This window comes from Xenorhabdus thailandensis (assembly GCF_037996785.1).
GTDB lineage: Bacteria > Pseudomonadota > Gammaproteobacteria > Enterobacterales > Enterobacteriaceae > Xenorhabdus > Xenorhabdus griffiniae.
This window is the reverse complement of sequence record NZ_JBBMXF010000007.1, coordinates 755,862-774,073: the sequence shown is the minus strand read 5'-3', so window position 1 is coordinate 774,073 and position 18,212 is coordinate 755,862. Positions and strand designations below refer to the sequence as shown.

Here is an 18,212-nt window from a genome sequence, read left to right as displayed (position 1 = left end):
CCTCCTTAATCAAATTTCATGCGGGCAGTTTTCAAATTGATGATGGCTAATGCCCCCACCAATAAGAAGATCAATGTTGCAATTGCGGCAGCCAGACCAAAATCCTGTCCACCACCACCTTCAAATGCGATACGGTAGGTGTAATTCACCAAAAGATCGGTATAACCCGCCGGTGTCGATGTACCAATATGATCAGGTTTACCATTAGTTAGCAGTTGAACCAGAACAAAGTTATTAAAATTAAAAGCAAAGCTGGCAATCATTAACGGAGTCAATGGCTTAATCAATAATGGAAAAGTAATTTTGGTGAAGTTCTGCCATGGCCCTGCACCATCAAGCGCTGATGCCTCATAAAGATCATCAGGAATAGATTTCAGCAACCCCATGCAAAGAATCATCATATAGGGATAGCCCAACCACATGTTTACAATAATCAACATAGTTCGAGCTAGTGTCGGATCTGTGAACCAGTCTGGTTTAAGACCAAACAACCCGTTTAGCACCAAATTAATTTCACCAAAACTCTGGTTAAATAATCCCTTAAAAATCAGAATGGAAATAAACGAGGGAACAGCATAGGGCAAAATAAGCAGTACACGGTAAATTGCTCGTCCTTTAAGCGCTTCCCACTGTACAATACAAGCGAGAATCATCCCCAATATTACCGTCAATACCACTGTCAGTAGGGAGAAAACCACGGTCCAGACAAAAATGGACAGGAAAGGTTTTTGGATACCTTCATCCTGTATCACCCGTAAGAAGTTTTTCCAACCAATAGAAACAGTAAATCCAGGGCTTAACGTTTCCTTATCCCATTCTCCTTTAGCATTAATGGATTGGTAGAACCCCGTATCCATATTCGGCAGGTATCTTATACCTGTTTGGTTATCGGTCAGCGTAACGCCATCTTCATCAAGGGAATAAAGAGGATTTATAGCAGAGAACTGACGCAAGGAACTCATTCTCAGTTTACTGCCATCAGGAAGAACAACGACCAACTGGTTCAATGCCTGCCGATACTGAGTAATAGTACGCAATGTCGCAACATTGCCTTCAAATTTTTCCGCCTGCTCATGGAGAGGCAGAATAATTTCTTCCGTTCCCGCAAGAGAAAAAGGCTCAGAGATCAATACGTGAGTGCTATCGGGGACGCTCAACGCCAAAACCCACTGTTCAGATACCGGATAGAGTTTAAAATTAAATGGCTCTCCACTCTGATAATGGCGGCTCATTAATACTGTTTGGGCACGTTCAAACGTCAATTGGTTGGTGCTGCTATAATTTGTAAAAGCAATAGCAATCGTACAAATAAGCGGAAATAGTATAAATATCCCTATTCCAGCAATTCCAGGGTAGGTATAGCGCCAAACATACGCCTTCCGGTTGGAAAAAACATAGATACCGCTTCCCAATAATACCAGTGTCACCATAGCAAACAGGTATTCTCCCTGTGCATACATCAGCACAACCAGATAACCTGTAAAAAGTAGGCAAAAACCTACAGCAAACCATTTCAGGGCAGGATGCTGCCACCATACTGTTTTTTCTAATGTCGCTGACATCTTGCACTTCCTGTTACCAACAACTGTGATTATCCAACACCTATCACAATAAGGGCGAAGGCTCCTCAAACTCAGGAGCCTGTCATTCGTTTATTTTGTCATTCTCGCTTCAGCATCATTGAGAGCAGCCTCTACTGTCTGACGCCCACTGATTGTGTTAAGAACAGCACTACGCATGGCGTACCAGAAGCTACTCATTTGGGAGATATTCGGCATAATTTCGCCGTTTTGGGCATTTGCCATCGTGGCAGCAATACGTGGATCTTTCTCCAAGATCTCCTGATAGGATTTCAAAGCCACAGCCCCCAACGGCTTATCTTTATCCATCGTTGCCAAACCTTCATTGGTAAGTAGATAATTTTCCAAAAATTCTTTCGCTAACTCTTTGTTAGGACTGGCCGCATTAATTCCCGCCGTTAAAATACCCACAAAAGGTTTGGAGGGCTTTCCTTTAAAGGTTGGTAATAGCGCAACGCCGTAATTGATCTTACTTTTATCGACATTCGCCCATGACCAGGGACCATTAATCGTCATTGCTGCTTTGCCCTTATTAAAGGCAGCTTCGGCGATGGAGTAATCGATATCAGCATTGAGGTGTTTATTTTTGACTAAATCAACCAGAAATGTCAGCCCCGCTTTAGAACCCGCATTATTCACTCCGCTGTCTTTAACATTATAAGTCCCGTTTTCTGCCTTGTAGGCATATCCACCATCAGCAGCAATCAGCGGCCAAGTAAAATACGGTTCCTGCAAATTGAACATAATTGCGCTTTTATTTTGCTTTTTCAGCTCATTATCTAAGGCAGGGATTTCCTCCCAAGTTTTGGGCGGAGATTTAATCAAGTCTTTATTGTAGATAAGAGAAAGAGCTTCAACTGCGACAGGGTATCCGACCAATTTTCCGTCATAACGAACGGCATCCCATGTAAAGGGAAATAGCTTATCAATAAATGACTTATCAGGCGTGATTTCAGCCACTAATCCTGACTGGGCATAGCCACCAAAGCGATCATGTGCCCAGAAAATAATATCCGGCCCATCTCCACTGGCTGCAATCTGGGTATATTTCTCTTCCAGCTTGTCAGGATGTTCGACAGTGACAGGAACTCCCGTTTCTTTTGCAAATTTCTCACCAACCTGTGCCAGTCCGTTATAACCTTTATCACCATTGATCCAAATAACCAACTTTCCTTCTTCCGGCTTTGCAAAAGCCGAAGCAGACAATACACATGTTGTTAGAACGGAAAGCATCAGGGTACGAGTCCCTACTTTTAAAATTTTCTTGGTCATCATTCCGCCTTTTTCATTTGTTAGTTTAAGATAATTATCTTTGTTACATTGTGATAAAATGGCACCAGTGTGCAATCAATGTAAAAAAGACTCATCCTCCCCTGTTCTACGCCTCATACTGTATGAGTGTGAACTTGCTTACAAAAACAATTGAAATCAGAACCTTAATACCAAGACAGTGCCCTTTTTTGCGATTTAAATCACATCTTACTTGACAATTTTCTTCTTTCTTTCCCAATCACATTAAGCTCGTCCTCCTGACTCCTCCACCATCAAAAATTATGGAATGGAGGATTTTCGCGCTTGGTATTTTATACACAATCCAGCCATCAGTTTTCCATTAAGTTTCTCGCTGCAATAAATAGAAAACATAGAAAACGAAGACTCATAAGAAACGAACAGAAAACTGAGGCGGTAAATCCGAGGGAGGGAACAAATGTCTAGCATCACATTCCGCAATGTATCTAAATCATATGGTGAAACAGTCATCTCCAAAGATCTTAATCTTGATATTCAGGAAGGAGAATTCGTCGTTTTTGTCGGCCCATCAGGATGTGGGAAATCGACGTTGCTAAGGATGATCGCGGGGTTGGAAGACATTACGTCCGGTGATTTGCTGATAGACGGAAAGCGAATGAATGATGTTCCACCCGCCAAACGCAGTGTCGGCATGGTTTTTCAATCTTATGCGTTATATCCCCATCTCTCTGTTGCAGACAATATGTCATTCGGTATGAAGCTGGCGGGTGTCAAAAAAAGCGATATCCAAAAGCGAGTGCAACAAGTTGCAGAAACTCTCCAGCTTGCCCATCTACTGGATCGCCGTCCCAAGGCATTATCTGGCGGTCAACGCCAGCGAGTTGCTATTGGCCGAACACTTGTTGCTGAACCCAATATCTTTCTGCTGGATGAACCGCTTTCTAATCTGGATGCGGCTCTGCGTGTACAGATGAGAATTGAAATTTCACGTCTACACAAGCGACTACAACGTACGATGGTCTATGTCACCCATGACCAAACCGAGGCCATGACTCTGGCAGATAAAATTGTCGTTCTGGATGGGGGCAATATTGCTCAGGTTGGTAAACCACTTGAAATTTATCACTATCCTGCCAACCGCTTTGTCGCGGGTTTCATTGGTTCACCGAAAATGAATTTCCTGCCAGTCAAAGTCTCTGCGATTGCTGTTGATCAGGTACAGATCATCCTGCCTAACGGTCAGCTCGTTTGGTTACCTGTTGAAAGTAAAGGGCTAACTGTCGGGAGTAATGTATCTTTGGGAATTCGCCCCGAACATCTTTTGCCTAATGATGTAGCTGATGTTACGTTAGAAGGGACAGTACAGATCGTGGAACAACTGGGGAACGAAACTCAGATTCACGTCCGCATACCTGCCATTCATCAAAATTTGATTTACCGCCAACCCGATGTTGTTCTCGTTAAAGAAGGTGCAGATTTCTCTATAGGACTCGCTCCCCACCGATGTCATCTTTTCCGTGAAGATGGAACTGCATGTCAGCGTTTACATAAAGAACCCGGAATCTAGATCCGCGGCCATAAAAAATAATAGGAGAATCATTATGCGTATATTGTCTCTCTCATTGGCTATGCTAACGACTGGTTTATTATCCACGCAAGCTATTGCTATTGACTTCCACGGCTATGCCCGTTCAGGAATTGGCTGGACTGGTAATGGTGGTGAGCAGAAATGTGCCAAAGTCACTGGTGCGCCAAGTAAATACCGTCTCGGTAACGAATGTGAAACCTACGCCGAACTTAAGTTAGGGCAAGAGTTATGGAAAGAAGGGAATAAAAGTTTCTACTTTGATACCAATTTAGCCTATTCCGTCAGCCAACAAAAAGACTGGGAAGATACCAAACCTGGTTTTCGTGAAGTCAACGTGAAAGCAACCAATATTATTGATTGGTTGCCTGGTTCAACACTGTGGGCGGGTAAACGTTTCTACCAGCGTCACGATGTACATATGATCGACTTCTATTACTGGGATATTTCCGGTCCTGGTGCAGGATTGGAAAATATTGACCTTGGGTTTGGTAAGCTTTCCTTCGCCGTAACCCGTAATACAGAAGAAGGCGGTTCATATGGGTGGATTGATGATAAATCCGGTAAAGGCCAATCAACCTCAAATGATATTTTTGATATACGGTTAGCCAACTTACCCGTTAATGCTGGCGGTACACTGGAGCTTGGTATTGATTATGGGCGTGCGAATACCCGTAAGGGATACCATCTTAATAAACAAGCACCTAAAGACGGTGTAATGCTGACTGCCGAACATACCCAAAGCCTGTTAGGTGGTTTCAACAAATTTGTCTTACAGTACGCAACCGACGCTATGACTTCAAGCGGCAATGGCCGTGCTGAAGGTGCTAATGTGAATAATGACGGGCATATGCTGCGCGTTTTGAATCATGGTGCCATTAGTATCACCAAGAAATGGGATCTCATGTATGCCGCCATGTATCAAGACATTGACCTCGACAATAACAATGGCAACACATGGTACACCGTGGGTGTCCGTCCAATGTATAAGTGGACGCCAATAATGAGTACCTTAATGGAAGTCGGTTATGATCATGTGAAGTCACAACGAACCAAAGCAAATAATGATCAGTTCAAGATTACTTTAGCTCAACAGTGGCAAGCAGGTGATAGTATCTGGTCACGTCCGGCTATCCGTTTGTTTACTTCTTACTCCAAATGGAATGAAAAATGGGGTTATGATGGTAACATTGCCGCCAAAGATACAGCAGCCCATCGATTCAGTCGTGGGAACAAAGATGAGTTTACATTTGGCGCCCAATTTGAGGCTTGGTGGTAATGAAAAAGCAATTACTCTCACTTTGTCTCAGCGCCCTGCTCTGCAACTTAATTCCGGCGGGTTATGCTACATCAGATGCTGCACTGTCTGACACAGCTAAAGCTGGCATAGAGACAACCAACTCTGCCCCAACGTTGTCTTTGCCAACCTTGCAGAAATTACAGTGGCAGCCCATTAATACTCATAGCACACAGACTATTATTCTTGATAGCACATCACAGCAGCTTAATGATGGTCATATTCAGGGTGCGGTAGCCACATTTGCTTTACCGGCCAATCAGGGTTCATTGGAAATCACTCTGAACAGCCTGGTAAAAGATAAGCAGGTATACTCACCGAATGTTTTAGTTCTTGATGAACAACTCCACCCTGCCGCTTTCTATCCAAGCCACTACTTCCGCTATCAACAACCCAGTATTATGTCCACCGATAGGCTTGAAGGAGTGTTAAAGCTGACACCAGCATTGGGACAACAACGCATCTATTTGCTGATTTACACCACTCGTTCTGATGTACAAGCTTCAACACAAATGGTTGATCCTGCTAAGGCTTATGCCAAAGGTGTCGGTAATTCTGTGCCAGATATTCCAGATCCGATCGCTCGCCATACAGCAACAGGTATACTGACGCTGAAAGTGCAATCAGAAAGCAATGCAGGCAATATCCTGATAGGCCAGGTATTTTCTTCTCCTTCGCCTAAACCCGTCACAGTTGGTTCAACACAAACAGTATCTGCATCGCCGATAAAAACAACCCCGGCTGATGCCCCAGTAGTTAAACCTGTACTGAACGATACCGAACAGTATTTCAATGACGCTATCAAAAGCGCTATTAACAATGGTGATGTTGATAAGGCATTGAAACTGTTAGATGAAGCAGAACAACTTGGTTCTTCAACAGCACGGGAAACTTTTATTAAGGCGATAAAAAACAAAAAATAAATTCATCAAATCATTATAGCGAGATATTAAACTTAAGAGCCTAAAGGAATAGGCTCTTAAAAGATACATTTATTATCCTTATTGGATAAATTTTCATTACATAGTATTATCAACATCATATTTACTTAAAGTAACCCATAATCCCTTTCTTATTCAGATAATTATTTATTTTTTCACGAAATTTATAAACCAAATAGATAAAAATTAGTAATAGCAAAATACTAAAAATAAACCGAGGTATTATGAATGAAAATATAATGCAAAATAAACCCCCTATGGAAAGTCATAAAATCACCCTTTCCTTCATGGTAATCTTAAATATCGACGCAAAAAACTTGATAGTGCACTTTATGATCCTATAAAAGATTTCCAATATTAATCCCAAGAAACCTATCACTTCTATCCTCAATGAAAAATATTATATTAAAATATTCTCTTGCTATTTAGCAATTACATGATTTTATATCCTATATTCAATTATTAAGCGATCGTAAAGGCGTTAAGTAGATTTATTAGCAATCATTTTTGCCATTTTCTCAATTGGATATGTGCGCAATATATATAACCGTTTCAAAGAAAAGGGATTATCTCCCAATTTAACTTTTCCCTTTACCGTGGTAACAGCCAAATGAAATCCAGCTTGTTTAGCTGCTTTCATTGCCTTTAAATTATATCGACCAAAAGGATAAGAGAGATAAAACACATGTGGATTGAATTGCGATAATACCCGTCTGGAATGTTTGAAATCATACAGGATATTATGATATGACCGACTTAATAGTATGGGTTTTTGATTATTCTTGCTAAAACGATGCAAGAAATGGGTATGAGACTGAATATCAAATACATCTTGCATGGCATACAACTCTGGGAAACTCAAGAATTGCAAGGTATCCGGATCCCATTTCTGCGGGTGGCGTTTAATTCTGGATGAAATAATAAAGAGTGTAGCTTTCTGACCATTTTCTTTCAAAATGGGATAGGCATAACGATAAACGGATTTCAACCCATCATCAAAGGTTAAACCAACCACTTTTGCCGGCAAGTTAATGGAGCCATTTAGGTAGCCTTCTAATTCATAGAATGAAATTGTGATATAACCTGCTCGCTTCAAATACGCCATCTGCTCACGAAAAGCAGTCAAGGATGTTGTTGTTGAGCTATGTAAAAAACGTTTAATATCTTTAAGAATATGATGATAGGTTAATAAAGGAATACCATTATCCAGTTCAGCATCCCGATCACTAATGTAACCTAATCGATCACCCAAATTAATTTCGTACCAAGTATGATGGAAAGGATCTTGTAATTTATCTAAAACCGGATAGCGGAGATTTTCCCTCAAAACGGCAATTGGTTGGCTATCCGTATCAGGTGTGCTATAAACTTGAGCTGCCTTAATTATCATCAAGTTTTGGGCTGCTTTTTTGTGAAAGGGATCAATGCTAAAGGGATCACTGGGGAATGCAGATTGCTTAATTTCCTTTAAATTTTCTTTATCTATATAACCTCTTCCATTTCCGAAATGAAGCACATAGTGACCATTTTCTTCCCCTTCTTCTTCAGCAACTTTAAGGACTTGCCCTTTCTTGAATAAACCAACCTTAATGATATGCTCACCTACCCAAGAATAAATTTCACTCTCTTTAGTCACTTCCATGTAATGATAATGTGGGAAATCGTGGTATTGAGATAAAGCCGGATTAGAAAAACATATCAAAAGTGCTAAGAAACCTTTTGTAAGAACATAAATAATTCGTCTCATTTTAATTTTCCATCCAATAAAAAATGCCCTCTACCAGGAGAGGGCATTTTACGACTAGCTATACTATATAGGGTATGCTATGCATCACGATTACTCGTTATCGCTGCTGCTACCAAAACCTGCATTCAACAATTCAGCAAGGTTTGCAGTGGCTTCGTCAACGCTAAACTGTGGCGCTTCAACCACTTCATTTTCTTGACGACGACGGATGCGATCCTGATGGTAAGCATAACCTGTACCCGCAGGGATCAAGCGACCAACGATGACGTTCTCTTTCAGGCCACGCAGTTCATCACGTTTACCAGCAACAGCTGCTTCAGTCAGAACGCGGGTTGTTTCCTGGAACGATGCCGCAGAGATGAAGGATTCTGTTGCCAATGATGCCTTGGTGATACCCAACAGGTCACGCTGGAAAAGAGCTGGTACTTTGCCATCCTGCTCCAGTTTGCGGTTCGAAACCTTAACGCGGGCGTATTCAACCTGCTCACCCTCAAGGAATTCGGAACTACCCGCATTCGCAATGGTTGCTTTACGCAGCATCTGACGAACGATAACTTCAATGTGTTTATCGTTAATCTTAACGCCTTGCAGACGGTAAACTTCCTGTACTTCGTTAGTGATATAACGAGCAACAGCATGAACACCACGCAAACGCAGAATGTCATGTGGAGATTCTGGACCATCGGAGATCACGTCACCACGTTCAACAACCTCACCTTCGAACACGTTGAGCTGACGCCATTTAGGGATCATCTCTTCGTAAGGTTCACCACCATCCAGCGGAGTGATAACCAGACGGCGCTTGCCTTTGGTTTCTTTACCGAAGGAAACAATACCGCTGATTTCTGCCAGGATAGCAGGCTCTTTCGGACGACGAGCTTCGAACAAGTCCGCAACGCGTGGCAGACCACCGGTGATATCTTTAGTACCGCCAGATTCCTGAGGAATACGCGCCAATGTATCACCCGCAGAGATGGACATACCATCTTCCAGCTGAACGATCGCTTTACCCGGAAGGAAGTACTGAGCAGGCATATCTGTACCTGGGATCAGAACGTCGTTACCCTGAGTGTCTACGATTTTCAGTGCCGGACGCAGGTCTTTACCGCTACCAGTACGTTCTGCACTATCCAGAACCACCAGTGAAGACAGGCCAGTCAGTTCATCCGTCTGACGGGTAATGGTTTGACCATCAACCATGTCGTAGAACTGGATAATACCGGATACTTCACTCACGATTGGCATGGTGTGTGGATCCCAGTTTGCAACGGTTTCACCGCCAGCTACTGTCTCACCATCACCTTTCGTCAATACCGAGCCGTAAGGAACTTTATAGCTCTCTTTGGTACGACCGAAATCGTCGATCAGGCGCAATTCGGTATTACGAGAGGTAATAACCAGTTTGCTTGCTGAGTTCGTAACGAATTTCGCGTTGATCAGTTTCAGATGACCTTTGTTACGTACCTGAATGCTGGATTCTGCTGCCGCACGAGATGCCGCACCACCGATGTGGAACGTACGCATCGTCAACTGTGTACCTGGTTCACCGATTGACTGTGCTGCGATAACACCGATCGCTTCACCTTTGTTGATCAGGTGACCACGAGCAAGGTCACGGCCGTAACAGTTCGCACAAACACCAAAGTCAGTTTCACAACTTACTACGGAGCGTACTTTCACGCTGTCAACGGAGTTCTCTTCTAACAGATCACACCATTTTTCGTTCAGCAGCGTGTTACGTGGAACCAGAATGTCGGCTGTGCCTGGCTTCAGGATGTCTTCCGCCGCTACACGTCCCAATACACGTTCACGCAGTGGTTCTTTAACATCACCACCTTCGATAACTGGGGTCATCAGGATACCGTCGTGAGTACCACAGTCATCTTCAGTTACAACCAAGTCTTGAGCAACGTCAACCAGACGACGGGTCAGGTAACCGGAGTTCGCCGTTTTCAATGCGGTATCCGCAAGACCTTTACGAGCACCGTGGGTTGAGATGAAGTACTGGAGTACGTTCAGACCTTCACGGAAGTTCGCAGTAATTGGGGTTTCGATGATGGAGCCATCTGGCGTTGCCATCAGACCACGCATACCCGCCAACTGACGGATCTGAGCAGCAGAACCACGCGCACCGGAGTCGGCCATCATAAAGATGTTGTTGAAGGAAACCTGTTGTTCTTCTTCACCGTTACGGTTAATCACTGTTTCAGAAGACAGGTTTTCCATCATCGCCTTAGCAACACGTTCGTTCGCCGCAGCCCAAATATCGATAACTTTGTTATAACGTTCGCCAGCAGTTACCAGACCTGACTGGAACTGTTCCTGAATTTCGGCCACTTCCGCTTCTGCTTCCGCGATGATGCCTTCTTTCTTCTCAGGAATAACCATGTCGTCAATACCTACGGATACCCCTGAACGAGCAGCGTAAGCAAAACCGGTATACATGGTCTGGTCAGCCAAAATAACGGTTGGCTTCAAACCCAGTATGCGGTAACAGGTATTTAGCATCTTGGAGATAGCTTTTTTACCCAGTGGCTGGTTAATCAATGAGTATGGCAAGCCACGCGGTACAATCATCCACAGGATGGCACGGCCAATGGTCGTATCAACCAATCCTGTATTGACAGTGACATTACCTTCACCGTCTTTCACTTCTTCTGTGATACGAACTTTGACACGGGCGTGCAGAGAAGCCAGACCTGCGCGGTATACGCGTTCTGCTTCTTTAGGACCAGTCAGAACCATGCCTTCGCCTTTCGCGTTAACACAGTCACGGGTCATGTAGTACAAACCCAATACAACGTCCTGAGATGGAACGATGATAGGTTCACCGCTCGCTGGAGACAGGATGTTGTTGGTAGACATCATCAACGCACGCGCTTCCAACTGAGCTTCCAGTGTCAACGGTACGTGAACAGCCATCTGGTCACCGTCGAAGTCGGCGTTATATGCCGCACACACGAGTGGGTGCAACTGAATAGCTTTACCTTCGATCAGAACGGGTTCAAATGCCTGAATACCCAAACGGTGGAGGGTAGGTGCACGGTTCAACAGAACAGGGTGCTCACGGATGACTTCATCCAGGATATCCCATACCACCGCTTCTTCACGCTCAACCATTTTCTTGGCGGCTTTGATAGTCGTCGCCAGGCCACGCAGTTCCAGTTTGCCGTAAATAAATGGCTTAAACAGCTCCAGTGCCATCTTCTTAGGCAGACCACACTGATGCAGACGCAGGTATGGACCTACGGTAATAACCGAACGACCTGAGTAGTCAACACGTTTACCCAGCAAGTTCTGACGGAAACGACCCTGTTTACCCTTGATCATGTCTGCCAGGGATTTCAGAGGGCGCTTATTGGAACCGGTAATTGCCCGACCGCGACGGCCGTTGTCCAGCAGCGCATCAACCGCTTCCTGCAACATACGTTTTTCGTTACGTACGATGATATCTGGCGCTGCCAGATCCAACAGGCGCTTCAAACGGTTGTTACGGTTAATAACGCGACGATACAGATCGTTCAGGTCTGAAGTTGCGAAACGGCCGCCATCCAGTGGAACCAGTGGACGCAAATCCGGTGGCAGAACTGGCAGAACGGTCAGAACCATCCACTCTGGTTTGTTGCCAGACTGAATGAACGCTTCCAGCAGTTTAATACGCTTGGTCAGCTTCTTACGCTTGGTTTCAGAGTTGGTTTCGTTCAGTTCTTCGCGCAAGGTTTCACATTCGTTTTCCAGATCGATGCTTTTCAGCAAAGCCTGGATGGCTTCTGCACCCATTTTTGCGTCAAATTCATCACCGAACTCTTCCAGTGCATCCAGATACTGTTCTTCAGTCAGGATTTGTCCACGCTCAAGGCTGGTCATCCCCCCTTCAACAACCACATAGGATTCGAAGTACAGTACGCGTTCAATATCGCGCAGAGGCATATCCAGCAATAAGCCGATGCGGGATGGCAGAGATTTCAGGAACCAAATGTGAGCGGTTGGAGATGCCAGTTCAATGTGACCCATACGATCACGACGAACTTTAGTCTGGGTTACTTCAACGCCACATTTCTCACAAATCACACCACGGTGTTTCAAACGCTTGTATTTACCACACAAGCATTCGTAATCTTTTACTGGCCCGAAAATACGCGCACAGAAAAGACCGTCACGCTCAGGCTTGAACGTACGGTAGTTAATAGTTTCCGGCTTTTTTACTTCCCCGAATGACCACGAACGGATCATATCTGGAGAGGCCAGAGCAATTTTGATCGCATCAAACTCTTCGGTCTTGGTTTGCGCTTTCAGAAACTTCAATAAGTCTTTCACGAAATGGCTCCTGTCGGAGTTAGACCTGTTAGGTGAGTGGCCCATGCCACTCCCCTCTATAACCAGTATAACCACTGGCCGGTAAGCCGCCCGACATTCTTATATCGGGCAGTACCAGCGGGAAAACGATTTATTCGTCTTCCAGCTCGATGTTGATACCCAACGAACGGATTTCTTTCAGCAATACGTTGAAAGATTCCGGCATGCCAGGTTCCATCTGGTGGTTACCATCCACGATGTTTTTATACATCTTGGTTCGACCGTTAACATCGTCGGATTTAACGGTGAGCATTTCTTGCAGGGTGTACGCCGCACCGTATGCTTCCAATGCCCACACTTCCATCTCACCGAAACGCTGTCCACCGAACTGTGCCTTACCACCCAGCGGTTGCTGAGTCACCAGGCTGTAAGAGCCGGTAGAACGGGCGTGCATCTTGTCATCAACCAAGTGGTTCAATTTCAGCATATACATGTAACCAACGGTTACCTGACGCTCGAATTGTTCACCTGTACGGCCGTCGAACAGCGTGATCTGACCGGAAGTCGGCAAGCCACCCAGTTTCAACAACTCTTTGATTTCGGTCTCTTTTGCACCGTCAAAGACAGGTGTTGCGATCGGCATTCCTTTTCTCAAGTTTTCTGCCAGACGCATCACTTCTTCATCGGTGAAGGTACTCAAGTCAACTTTCTGACGGGTATCATCACCCAGATCATACGCTTTCTGGATAAATTCACGCAGCTTGGCAACTTCTTGTTGCTGTTTCAGCATTGCATTGATCTTGTCACCAATGCCTTTCGCCGCCATACCTAAGTGTGTTTCCAGAATCTGACCGATGTTCATACGTGATGGTACGCCCAGCGGGTTCAGGACGATGTCCACTGGTGTGCCGTTTTCATCGTAAGGCATGTCTTCGATCGGGTTGATCTTGGAGATAACACCTTTGTTACCGTGACGACCTGCCATCTTGTCACCAGGCTGGATCTGACGTTTCACCGCCAGATACACTTTGACAATTTTCAGCACACCTGGTGCCAGATCGTCACCCTGAGTGATCTTACGGCGTTTAGCATCCAGTTTTTCTCGAACTCTACTTTCAGTTCGTCATACTGTTCTGCCAACTGCTCCAGCTGATTTTGTTTTTCTTCATCAGCCAGGCCCAGCTCCAACCAACGCGCACGAGGAAGTTTGCTGAGTTTTTCCGCTTCAACACCACCGGCAACCAATACAGAGTGGATACGCGCAAACAGGCCAGCTTCGAAAATTTGCAGTTCTTCGGTCAGGTCTTTCTTAGCCTCACGCAACTGCATCTCTTCGATTTCCAACGCACGCTTGTCTTTTTCTACGCCATCACGGGTAAAGACTTGTACGTCAATAACAGTACCAGAAACACCGTTTGGTACGCGCAGTGAGGAATCTTTCACATCAGACGCTTTCTCACCGAAGATCGCACGCAACAGTTTTTCTTCTGGAGTCAGCTGAGTTTCACCTTTCGGTGTCACTTTACCAACCAGAATGTCTCCACCTTTCACTTCCGCACCGATATAAACGATACCGGATTCGTCCAGTTTAGACAGCGCAGCTTCACCCACGTTAGGGATGTCAGCCGTAATCTCTTCAGGCCCCAGTTTAGTGTCACGAGACACACAAGCCAGTTCTTGAATGTGAATAGTGGTGAAACGGTCTTCCTGAACAACACGCTCAGAGACGAGGATGGAGTCCTCGAAGTTATAACCATTCCAAGGCATGAACGCCACACGCATGTTCTGGCCCAGAGCCAGTTCACCCAAGTCAGTGGATGGACCATCAGCCAGCACGTCACCGCGTTCTACCAGTTCACCCAAAGAAACACATGGTGTCTGGTTGATACAGGTGTTTTGGTTTGAACGGGTATACTTGGTCAGGTTATAGATATCAATGCCCGCTTCACCCGCGTACATTTCATCTTCGTTAACCTTGATAACGATACGAGATGCGTCAACGTACTGAACCACACCGCCGCGTTTAGCCACAGAGGTTACACCGGAGTCAACCGCTACCGCACGCTCCATACCTGTTCCGACCAGCGGCTTATCAGCGCGCAGAGTTGGAACCGCCTGACGTTGCATGTTCGCACCCATCAATGCACGGTTGGCGTCATCGTGTTCAAGGAATGGGATCAGAGAAGCACCGACGGACACGATCTGTTGTGTCGAAACGTCCATGTACTGAACCTGATCACGGTTGAACAAGCTGGATTCATCGTAATGACGGCAAGTAACCAATTCTTCAACGAAATGGCCTTCTTCATCCAATACGGTGTTCGCCTGAGCAATAACGTAGTTACCTTCTTCGATTGCAGACAGGTAGTGGATTTCATCAGTCACCACGCCGTCACGAACTAAGCGGTAAGGGGTTTCCAGGAAACCATACTCATTGGTACGCGCATAAACGGACAATGAGTTAATCAAACCGATGTTTGGACCTTCAGGCGTTTCGATTGGACATACACGGCCGTAGTGAGTTGGGTGTACGTCTCGAACTTCAAAGCCTGCACGCTCACGGGTCAGACCACCTGGACCTAACGCAGAAATACGGCGTTTATGGGTGATTTCAGACAGTGGGTTGTTCTGATCCATGAACTGAGATAACTGGCTCGAACCAAAGAACTCTTTCACCGCCGCAGAAATTGGTTTGGCGTTGATCATGTCCTGTGGCATCAGGGTATCCAGATCGCCCAGAGACAAACGCTCTTTCACTGCACGTTCTACACGAACCAAGCCGACACGGAACTGGTTTTCAGCCATTTCACCAACGGAACGGATACGACGGTTGCCCAAGTGGTCGATATCGTCGACTTCACCTTTACCGTTACGGATATCGATGAGCTTCTTCATCACGTCAATGATGTCTTCTTTGCTCAGGATACCGGAACCTTCAACCTCTTCACGATCCAGTGAACGGTTGAACTTCATACGACCAACCGCAGACAGATCATAACGATCTTCAGAGAAGAACAAGTTCTCAAACAGGTTTTCTGCGGCTTCACGTGTTGGTGGTTCACCCGGACGCATCATGCGATAGATTTCAACCAATGCGCTCAGGCGATCATTGGTTGGGTCAACACGCAGAGTTTCGGAAATATAAGCACCGTGGTCCAGATCATTGGTGAACAGGGTCTCGATAGATTTGTAACCAGCCTGGCTTAAACGCGCCAGCAGATCCAAAGAGAGTTCCATGTTAGCCGCACAGATGATTTCACCTGTGTTCTGGTCGATGTAATCTTTTGCTACAACTTTACCCGCGATATATTCAACAGGCACCTCAATACGGTCTACCTGCTCTTTTTCTAACTGGCGGATATGACGAGCAGTGATACGGCGGCCTTTTTCAACATAAACCTTGCCGTTTGCTTCGATATCAAATGAAGCTGTCTCGCCACGCAGACGTTCTGGAATCAGGATCATCTGCAATTTATTGTCGCGAATTTCGAAAACGGTTTTTTTGAAGAACAGATTCAGGATGTCTTCAGAAGAATAATCCATCGCACGCAGAATAATCGAAGCCGGCAACTTACGGCGGCGGTCGATACGCACAAACAGGTTATCTTTTGGATCAAATTCGAAATCTAACCACGAACCGCGGTAAGGAATGATACGTGCATTATACAGTACCTTACCGGATGAATGGGTTTTACCCTTATCGCTGTCAAAGAAAACGCCTGGGCTACGATGCAACTGAGATACGATAACGCGCTCAGTACCGTTGATAACGAAAGTCCCGTTATCAGTCATGAGTGGAATTTCACCCATGTAGACTTCTTGTTCTTTGATGTCCTTAACTGTGCCTTCTGGCGCTTCGCGCTCATAGATCACCAGACGCAACTTAACACGCAGAGGTGCGGAGAAAGTCACGCCACGGATCTGACACTCTTTGACATCAAAGACAGGTTCGCCAAGACGATAGCTTACATATTGCAGCTCTGAATTGCCGCTGTAGCTCTGAATTGGAAACACTGAACGGAAGGCCGCTTCCAGTCCATTTTGGCCTTCAGGATCTTGCTCGATAAACTTCTGGAACGAGTCAAGTTGGATAGAAAGAAGGTATGGAACATCCAAAACTTGTGGACGTTTACCAAAATCCTTACGAATACGTTTTTTCTCGGTATAGGAGTAAACCATAGGGTTCCTCAGCTCGCTGATAAGTGACCCACTCTGTCCGCCCTTAAGGACAGCACTCTGCAACACTATTTTTTCGAACAGAAAACAGAATATTTTCCGTAATACCCATTACTATTACTCTTAAATCATTTCATTGCGTTACCTTTACTACCGAGCTACCCGAGTGGATCGTAGCTGAGAACGCAGTATATTAAGTCGTCAATAGGAAGAAGTATTTTGGGTTTATTAGCAGCCAAACAGTGTGAAATGCTACTAACTCCCTATTAATGCCTGTCAGGCAAATCTGGTTTTCAGATAATGCCCTTACAGCGCAAAAAGGCTGGCGATTAAAAAACCGCCAGCCGCCAGCCTTAAAAAATCAGGCTGCGAACTTCAAACAGATCTTACTTGATCTCAACAGAAGCACCTGCTTCTTCCAGAGATTTTTTCAGAGCTTCAGCGTCTTCTTTGCTGATGCCTTCTTTCAGAGCTGCTGGTGCGCTTTCAACCAGGTCTTTCGCTTCTTTCAGACCCAGGCCAGTTGCGCCACGTACTGCTTTGATTACAGCAACTTTGTTAGCGCCAGCGCCAGTCAGGATTACGTCGAATTCAGTTTTTTCTTCAACGGCTTCAGCAGCACCACCAACTACAGCTACAGCTGCAGCAGCAGAAACGCCGAATTTTTCTTCCATCATGCTGATCAGTTCAACAACGTCCATTACAGACATTTCTGCAACTGCGTCCAGAATTTGTTCTTTAGTGATAGACATAACAAGTGTTCCTAAAATTCAGAAAAAATTTATACGTTAAAAAGCAACGAAGGAAATAAGCAATTAAGCAGCTTCTTTCTGATCGCGTAGCGCAGCCAGAGTGCGAACCAGTTTGCCTGCAGCGGCTTCTTTCATGGTTGACATCAGGCGTGCGATTGCTTCTTCGTAAGTTGGGAGTGTTGCCAGGCGATCGATGTTGCTCGCTGGGATAAACTCACCTTCAAAGGCTGCTGCTTTAATCTCGAATGCTGGGTTCGCTTTCGCGAAATCTTTGAACAGACGAGCAGCTGCGCCCGGATGTTCGTTAGAAAAAGCAATCAAGGTTGGACCAACAAACGCTTCTTTCAGGCACTCAAATTCAGTACCTTCAACAGCACGGCGCATCAGAGTGTTACGAACAACACGCATATAAACGCCAGCTTCGCGACCTGCTTTACGCAGTTCAGTCATTTTATCTACGGTAACGCCGCGAGAATCCGCAACAACCGCAGACAGCGCGCCTTTGGCTACTTCGCTGACTTCAGCAACAATCGCTTGTTTGTCTTGAAGATTTAGTGCCATTAGCTTCTTGCTCCTGGATTAACCGG

9 protein-coding genes and 1 pseudogene are annotated in these 18,212 nt (G+C 45.2%); 3 read left to right on the top strand and 7 right to left on the bottom strand.

Features of this window, described 5'->3' with window-relative positions; genetic code table 11:
• Positions 1–5: 5 nt before the first annotated feature.
• Together malF and malE are read right to left on the bottom strand one after the other, a co-directional pair.
• Positions 6–1,562, bottom strand: a complete 1,557-nt coding sequence (gene malF / locus AAC853_RS06150; RefSeq protein ID WP_340613975.1) for a maltose ABC transporter permease MalF — start codon at positions 1,560–1,562, stop codon at positions 6–8.
• Positions 1,563–1,652: 90 nt separating this feature from the next.
• Positions 1,653–2,852, bottom strand: a complete 1,200-nt coding sequence (gene malE / locus AAC853_RS06145; RefSeq protein ID WP_340613974.1) for a maltose/maltodextrin ABC transporter substrate-binding protein MalE — start codon at positions 2,850–2,852, stop codon at positions 1,653–1,655.
• Between the two features lie 436 nt (positions 2,853–3,288).
• Here malE and malK point away from each other — a divergent pair, with 436 nt between their 5' ends.
• From malK to malM, 3 genes are read left to right on the top strand one after another with little or no spacing between them, the layout of a single operon-like run.
• Positions 3,289–4,398 carry a maltose/maltodextrin ABC transporter ATP-binding protein MalK gene (gene malK / locus AAC853_RS06140; protein WP_338884145.1) on the top strand — a complete coding sequence of 370 codons (1,110 nt, stop codon included), beginning with the start codon at positions 3,289–3,291 and terminating at the stop codon, positions 4,396–4,398.
• Positions 4,399–4,432: 34 nt separating this feature from the next.
• Positions 4,433–5,695 carry a maltoporin gene (locus AAC853_RS06135; RefSeq protein ID WP_340613973.1) on the top strand — a complete coding sequence of 421 codons (1,263 nt, stop codon included), beginning with the start codon at positions 4,433–4,435 and terminating at the stop codon, positions 5,693–5,695.
• Complete coding sequence (gene malM, locus AAC853_RS06130) at positions 5,695–6,636, top strand: maltose operon protein MalM (protein ID WP_340613972.1); 942 nt, start codon at positions 5,695–5,697, stop codon at positions 6,634–6,636. Before AAC853_RS06135 ends, malM begins: the two co-directional genes overlap by 1 nt.
• Positions 6,637–7,135: 499 nt before the next feature.
• On the opposite strand, the gene AAC853_RS06125 is transcribed toward malM, so the two are convergent.
• The 5 genes and pseudogenes from AAC853_RS06125 to rplJ form a co-directional block, all read right to left on the bottom strand.
• Positions 7,136–8,401, bottom strand: a complete 1,266-nt coding sequence (locus tag AAC853_RS06125) for a polysaccharide deacetylase family protein (RefSeq protein WP_422824181.1) — start codon at positions 8,399–8,401, stop codon at positions 7,136–7,138.
• A 90-nt stretch (positions 8,402–8,491) separates the two neighbouring features.
• Positions 8,492–12,718 carry a DNA-directed RNA polymerase subunit beta' gene (rpoC, locus tag AAC853_RS06120; RefSeq protein WP_340613971.1) on the bottom strand — a complete coding sequence of 1,409 codons (4,227 nt, stop codon included), beginning with the start codon at positions 12,716–12,718 and terminating at the stop codon, positions 8,492–8,494.
• Between the two features lie 130 nt (positions 12,719–12,848).
• Positions 12,849–16,876 (bottom strand): annotated as a pseudogene (gene rpoB / locus AAC853_RS06115) (DNA-directed RNA polymerase subunit beta).
• 383 nt (positions 16,877–17,259) lie between these two features.
• Positions 17,260–17,625, bottom strand: coding sequence for a 50S ribosomal protein L7/L12 (rplL, locus tag AAC853_RS06110; RefSeq protein WP_189759073.1), 366 nt, complete (start codon positions 17,623–17,625; stop codon positions 17,260–17,262).
• A gap of 63 nt (positions 17,626–17,688) precedes the next feature.
• Positions 17,689–18,186 (bottom strand): 50S ribosomal protein L10, encoded by a 498-nt coding sequence (gene rplJ / locus AAC853_RS06105; RefSeq protein WP_074020846.1) that lies wholly within the window; start codon positions 18,184–18,186, stop codon positions 17,689–17,691.
• Between the last annotated feature and the right edge of the window lie 26 nt (positions 18,187–18,212).

Coding starts and splice junctions, on each gene's coding strand:
- malF (WP_340613975.1), bottom strand. CDS start 1,562: ATGTCAGCGACATTAGAAAAAACAGTATGGTGGCAGCATCCTGCCCTG.
- malE (WP_340613974.1), bottom strand. CDS start 2,852: ATGACCAAGAAAATTTTAAAAGTAGGGACTCGTACCCTGATGCTTTCC.
- malK (WP_338884145.1), top strand. CDS start 3,289: ATGTCTAGCATCACATTCCGCAATGTATCTAAATCATATGGTGAAACA.
- AAC853_RS06135 (WP_340613973.1), top strand. CDS start 4,433: ATGCGTATATTGTCTCTCTCATTGGCTATGCTAACGACTGGTTTATTA.
- malM (WP_340613972.1), top strand. CDS start 5,695: ATGAAAAAGCAATTACTCTCACTTTGTCTCAGCGCCCTGCTCTGCAAC.
- AAC853_RS06125 (WP_422824181.1), bottom strand. CDS start 8,401: ATGAGACGAATTATTTATGTTCTTACAAAAGGTTTCTTAGCACTTTTG.
- rplL (WP_189759073.1), bottom strand. CDS start 17,625: ATGTCTATCACTAAAGAACAAATTCTGGACGCAGTTGCAGAAATGTCT.
- rplJ (WP_074020846.1), bottom strand. CDS start 18,186: ATGGCACTAAATCTTCAAGACAAACAAGCGATTGTTGCTGAAGTCAGC.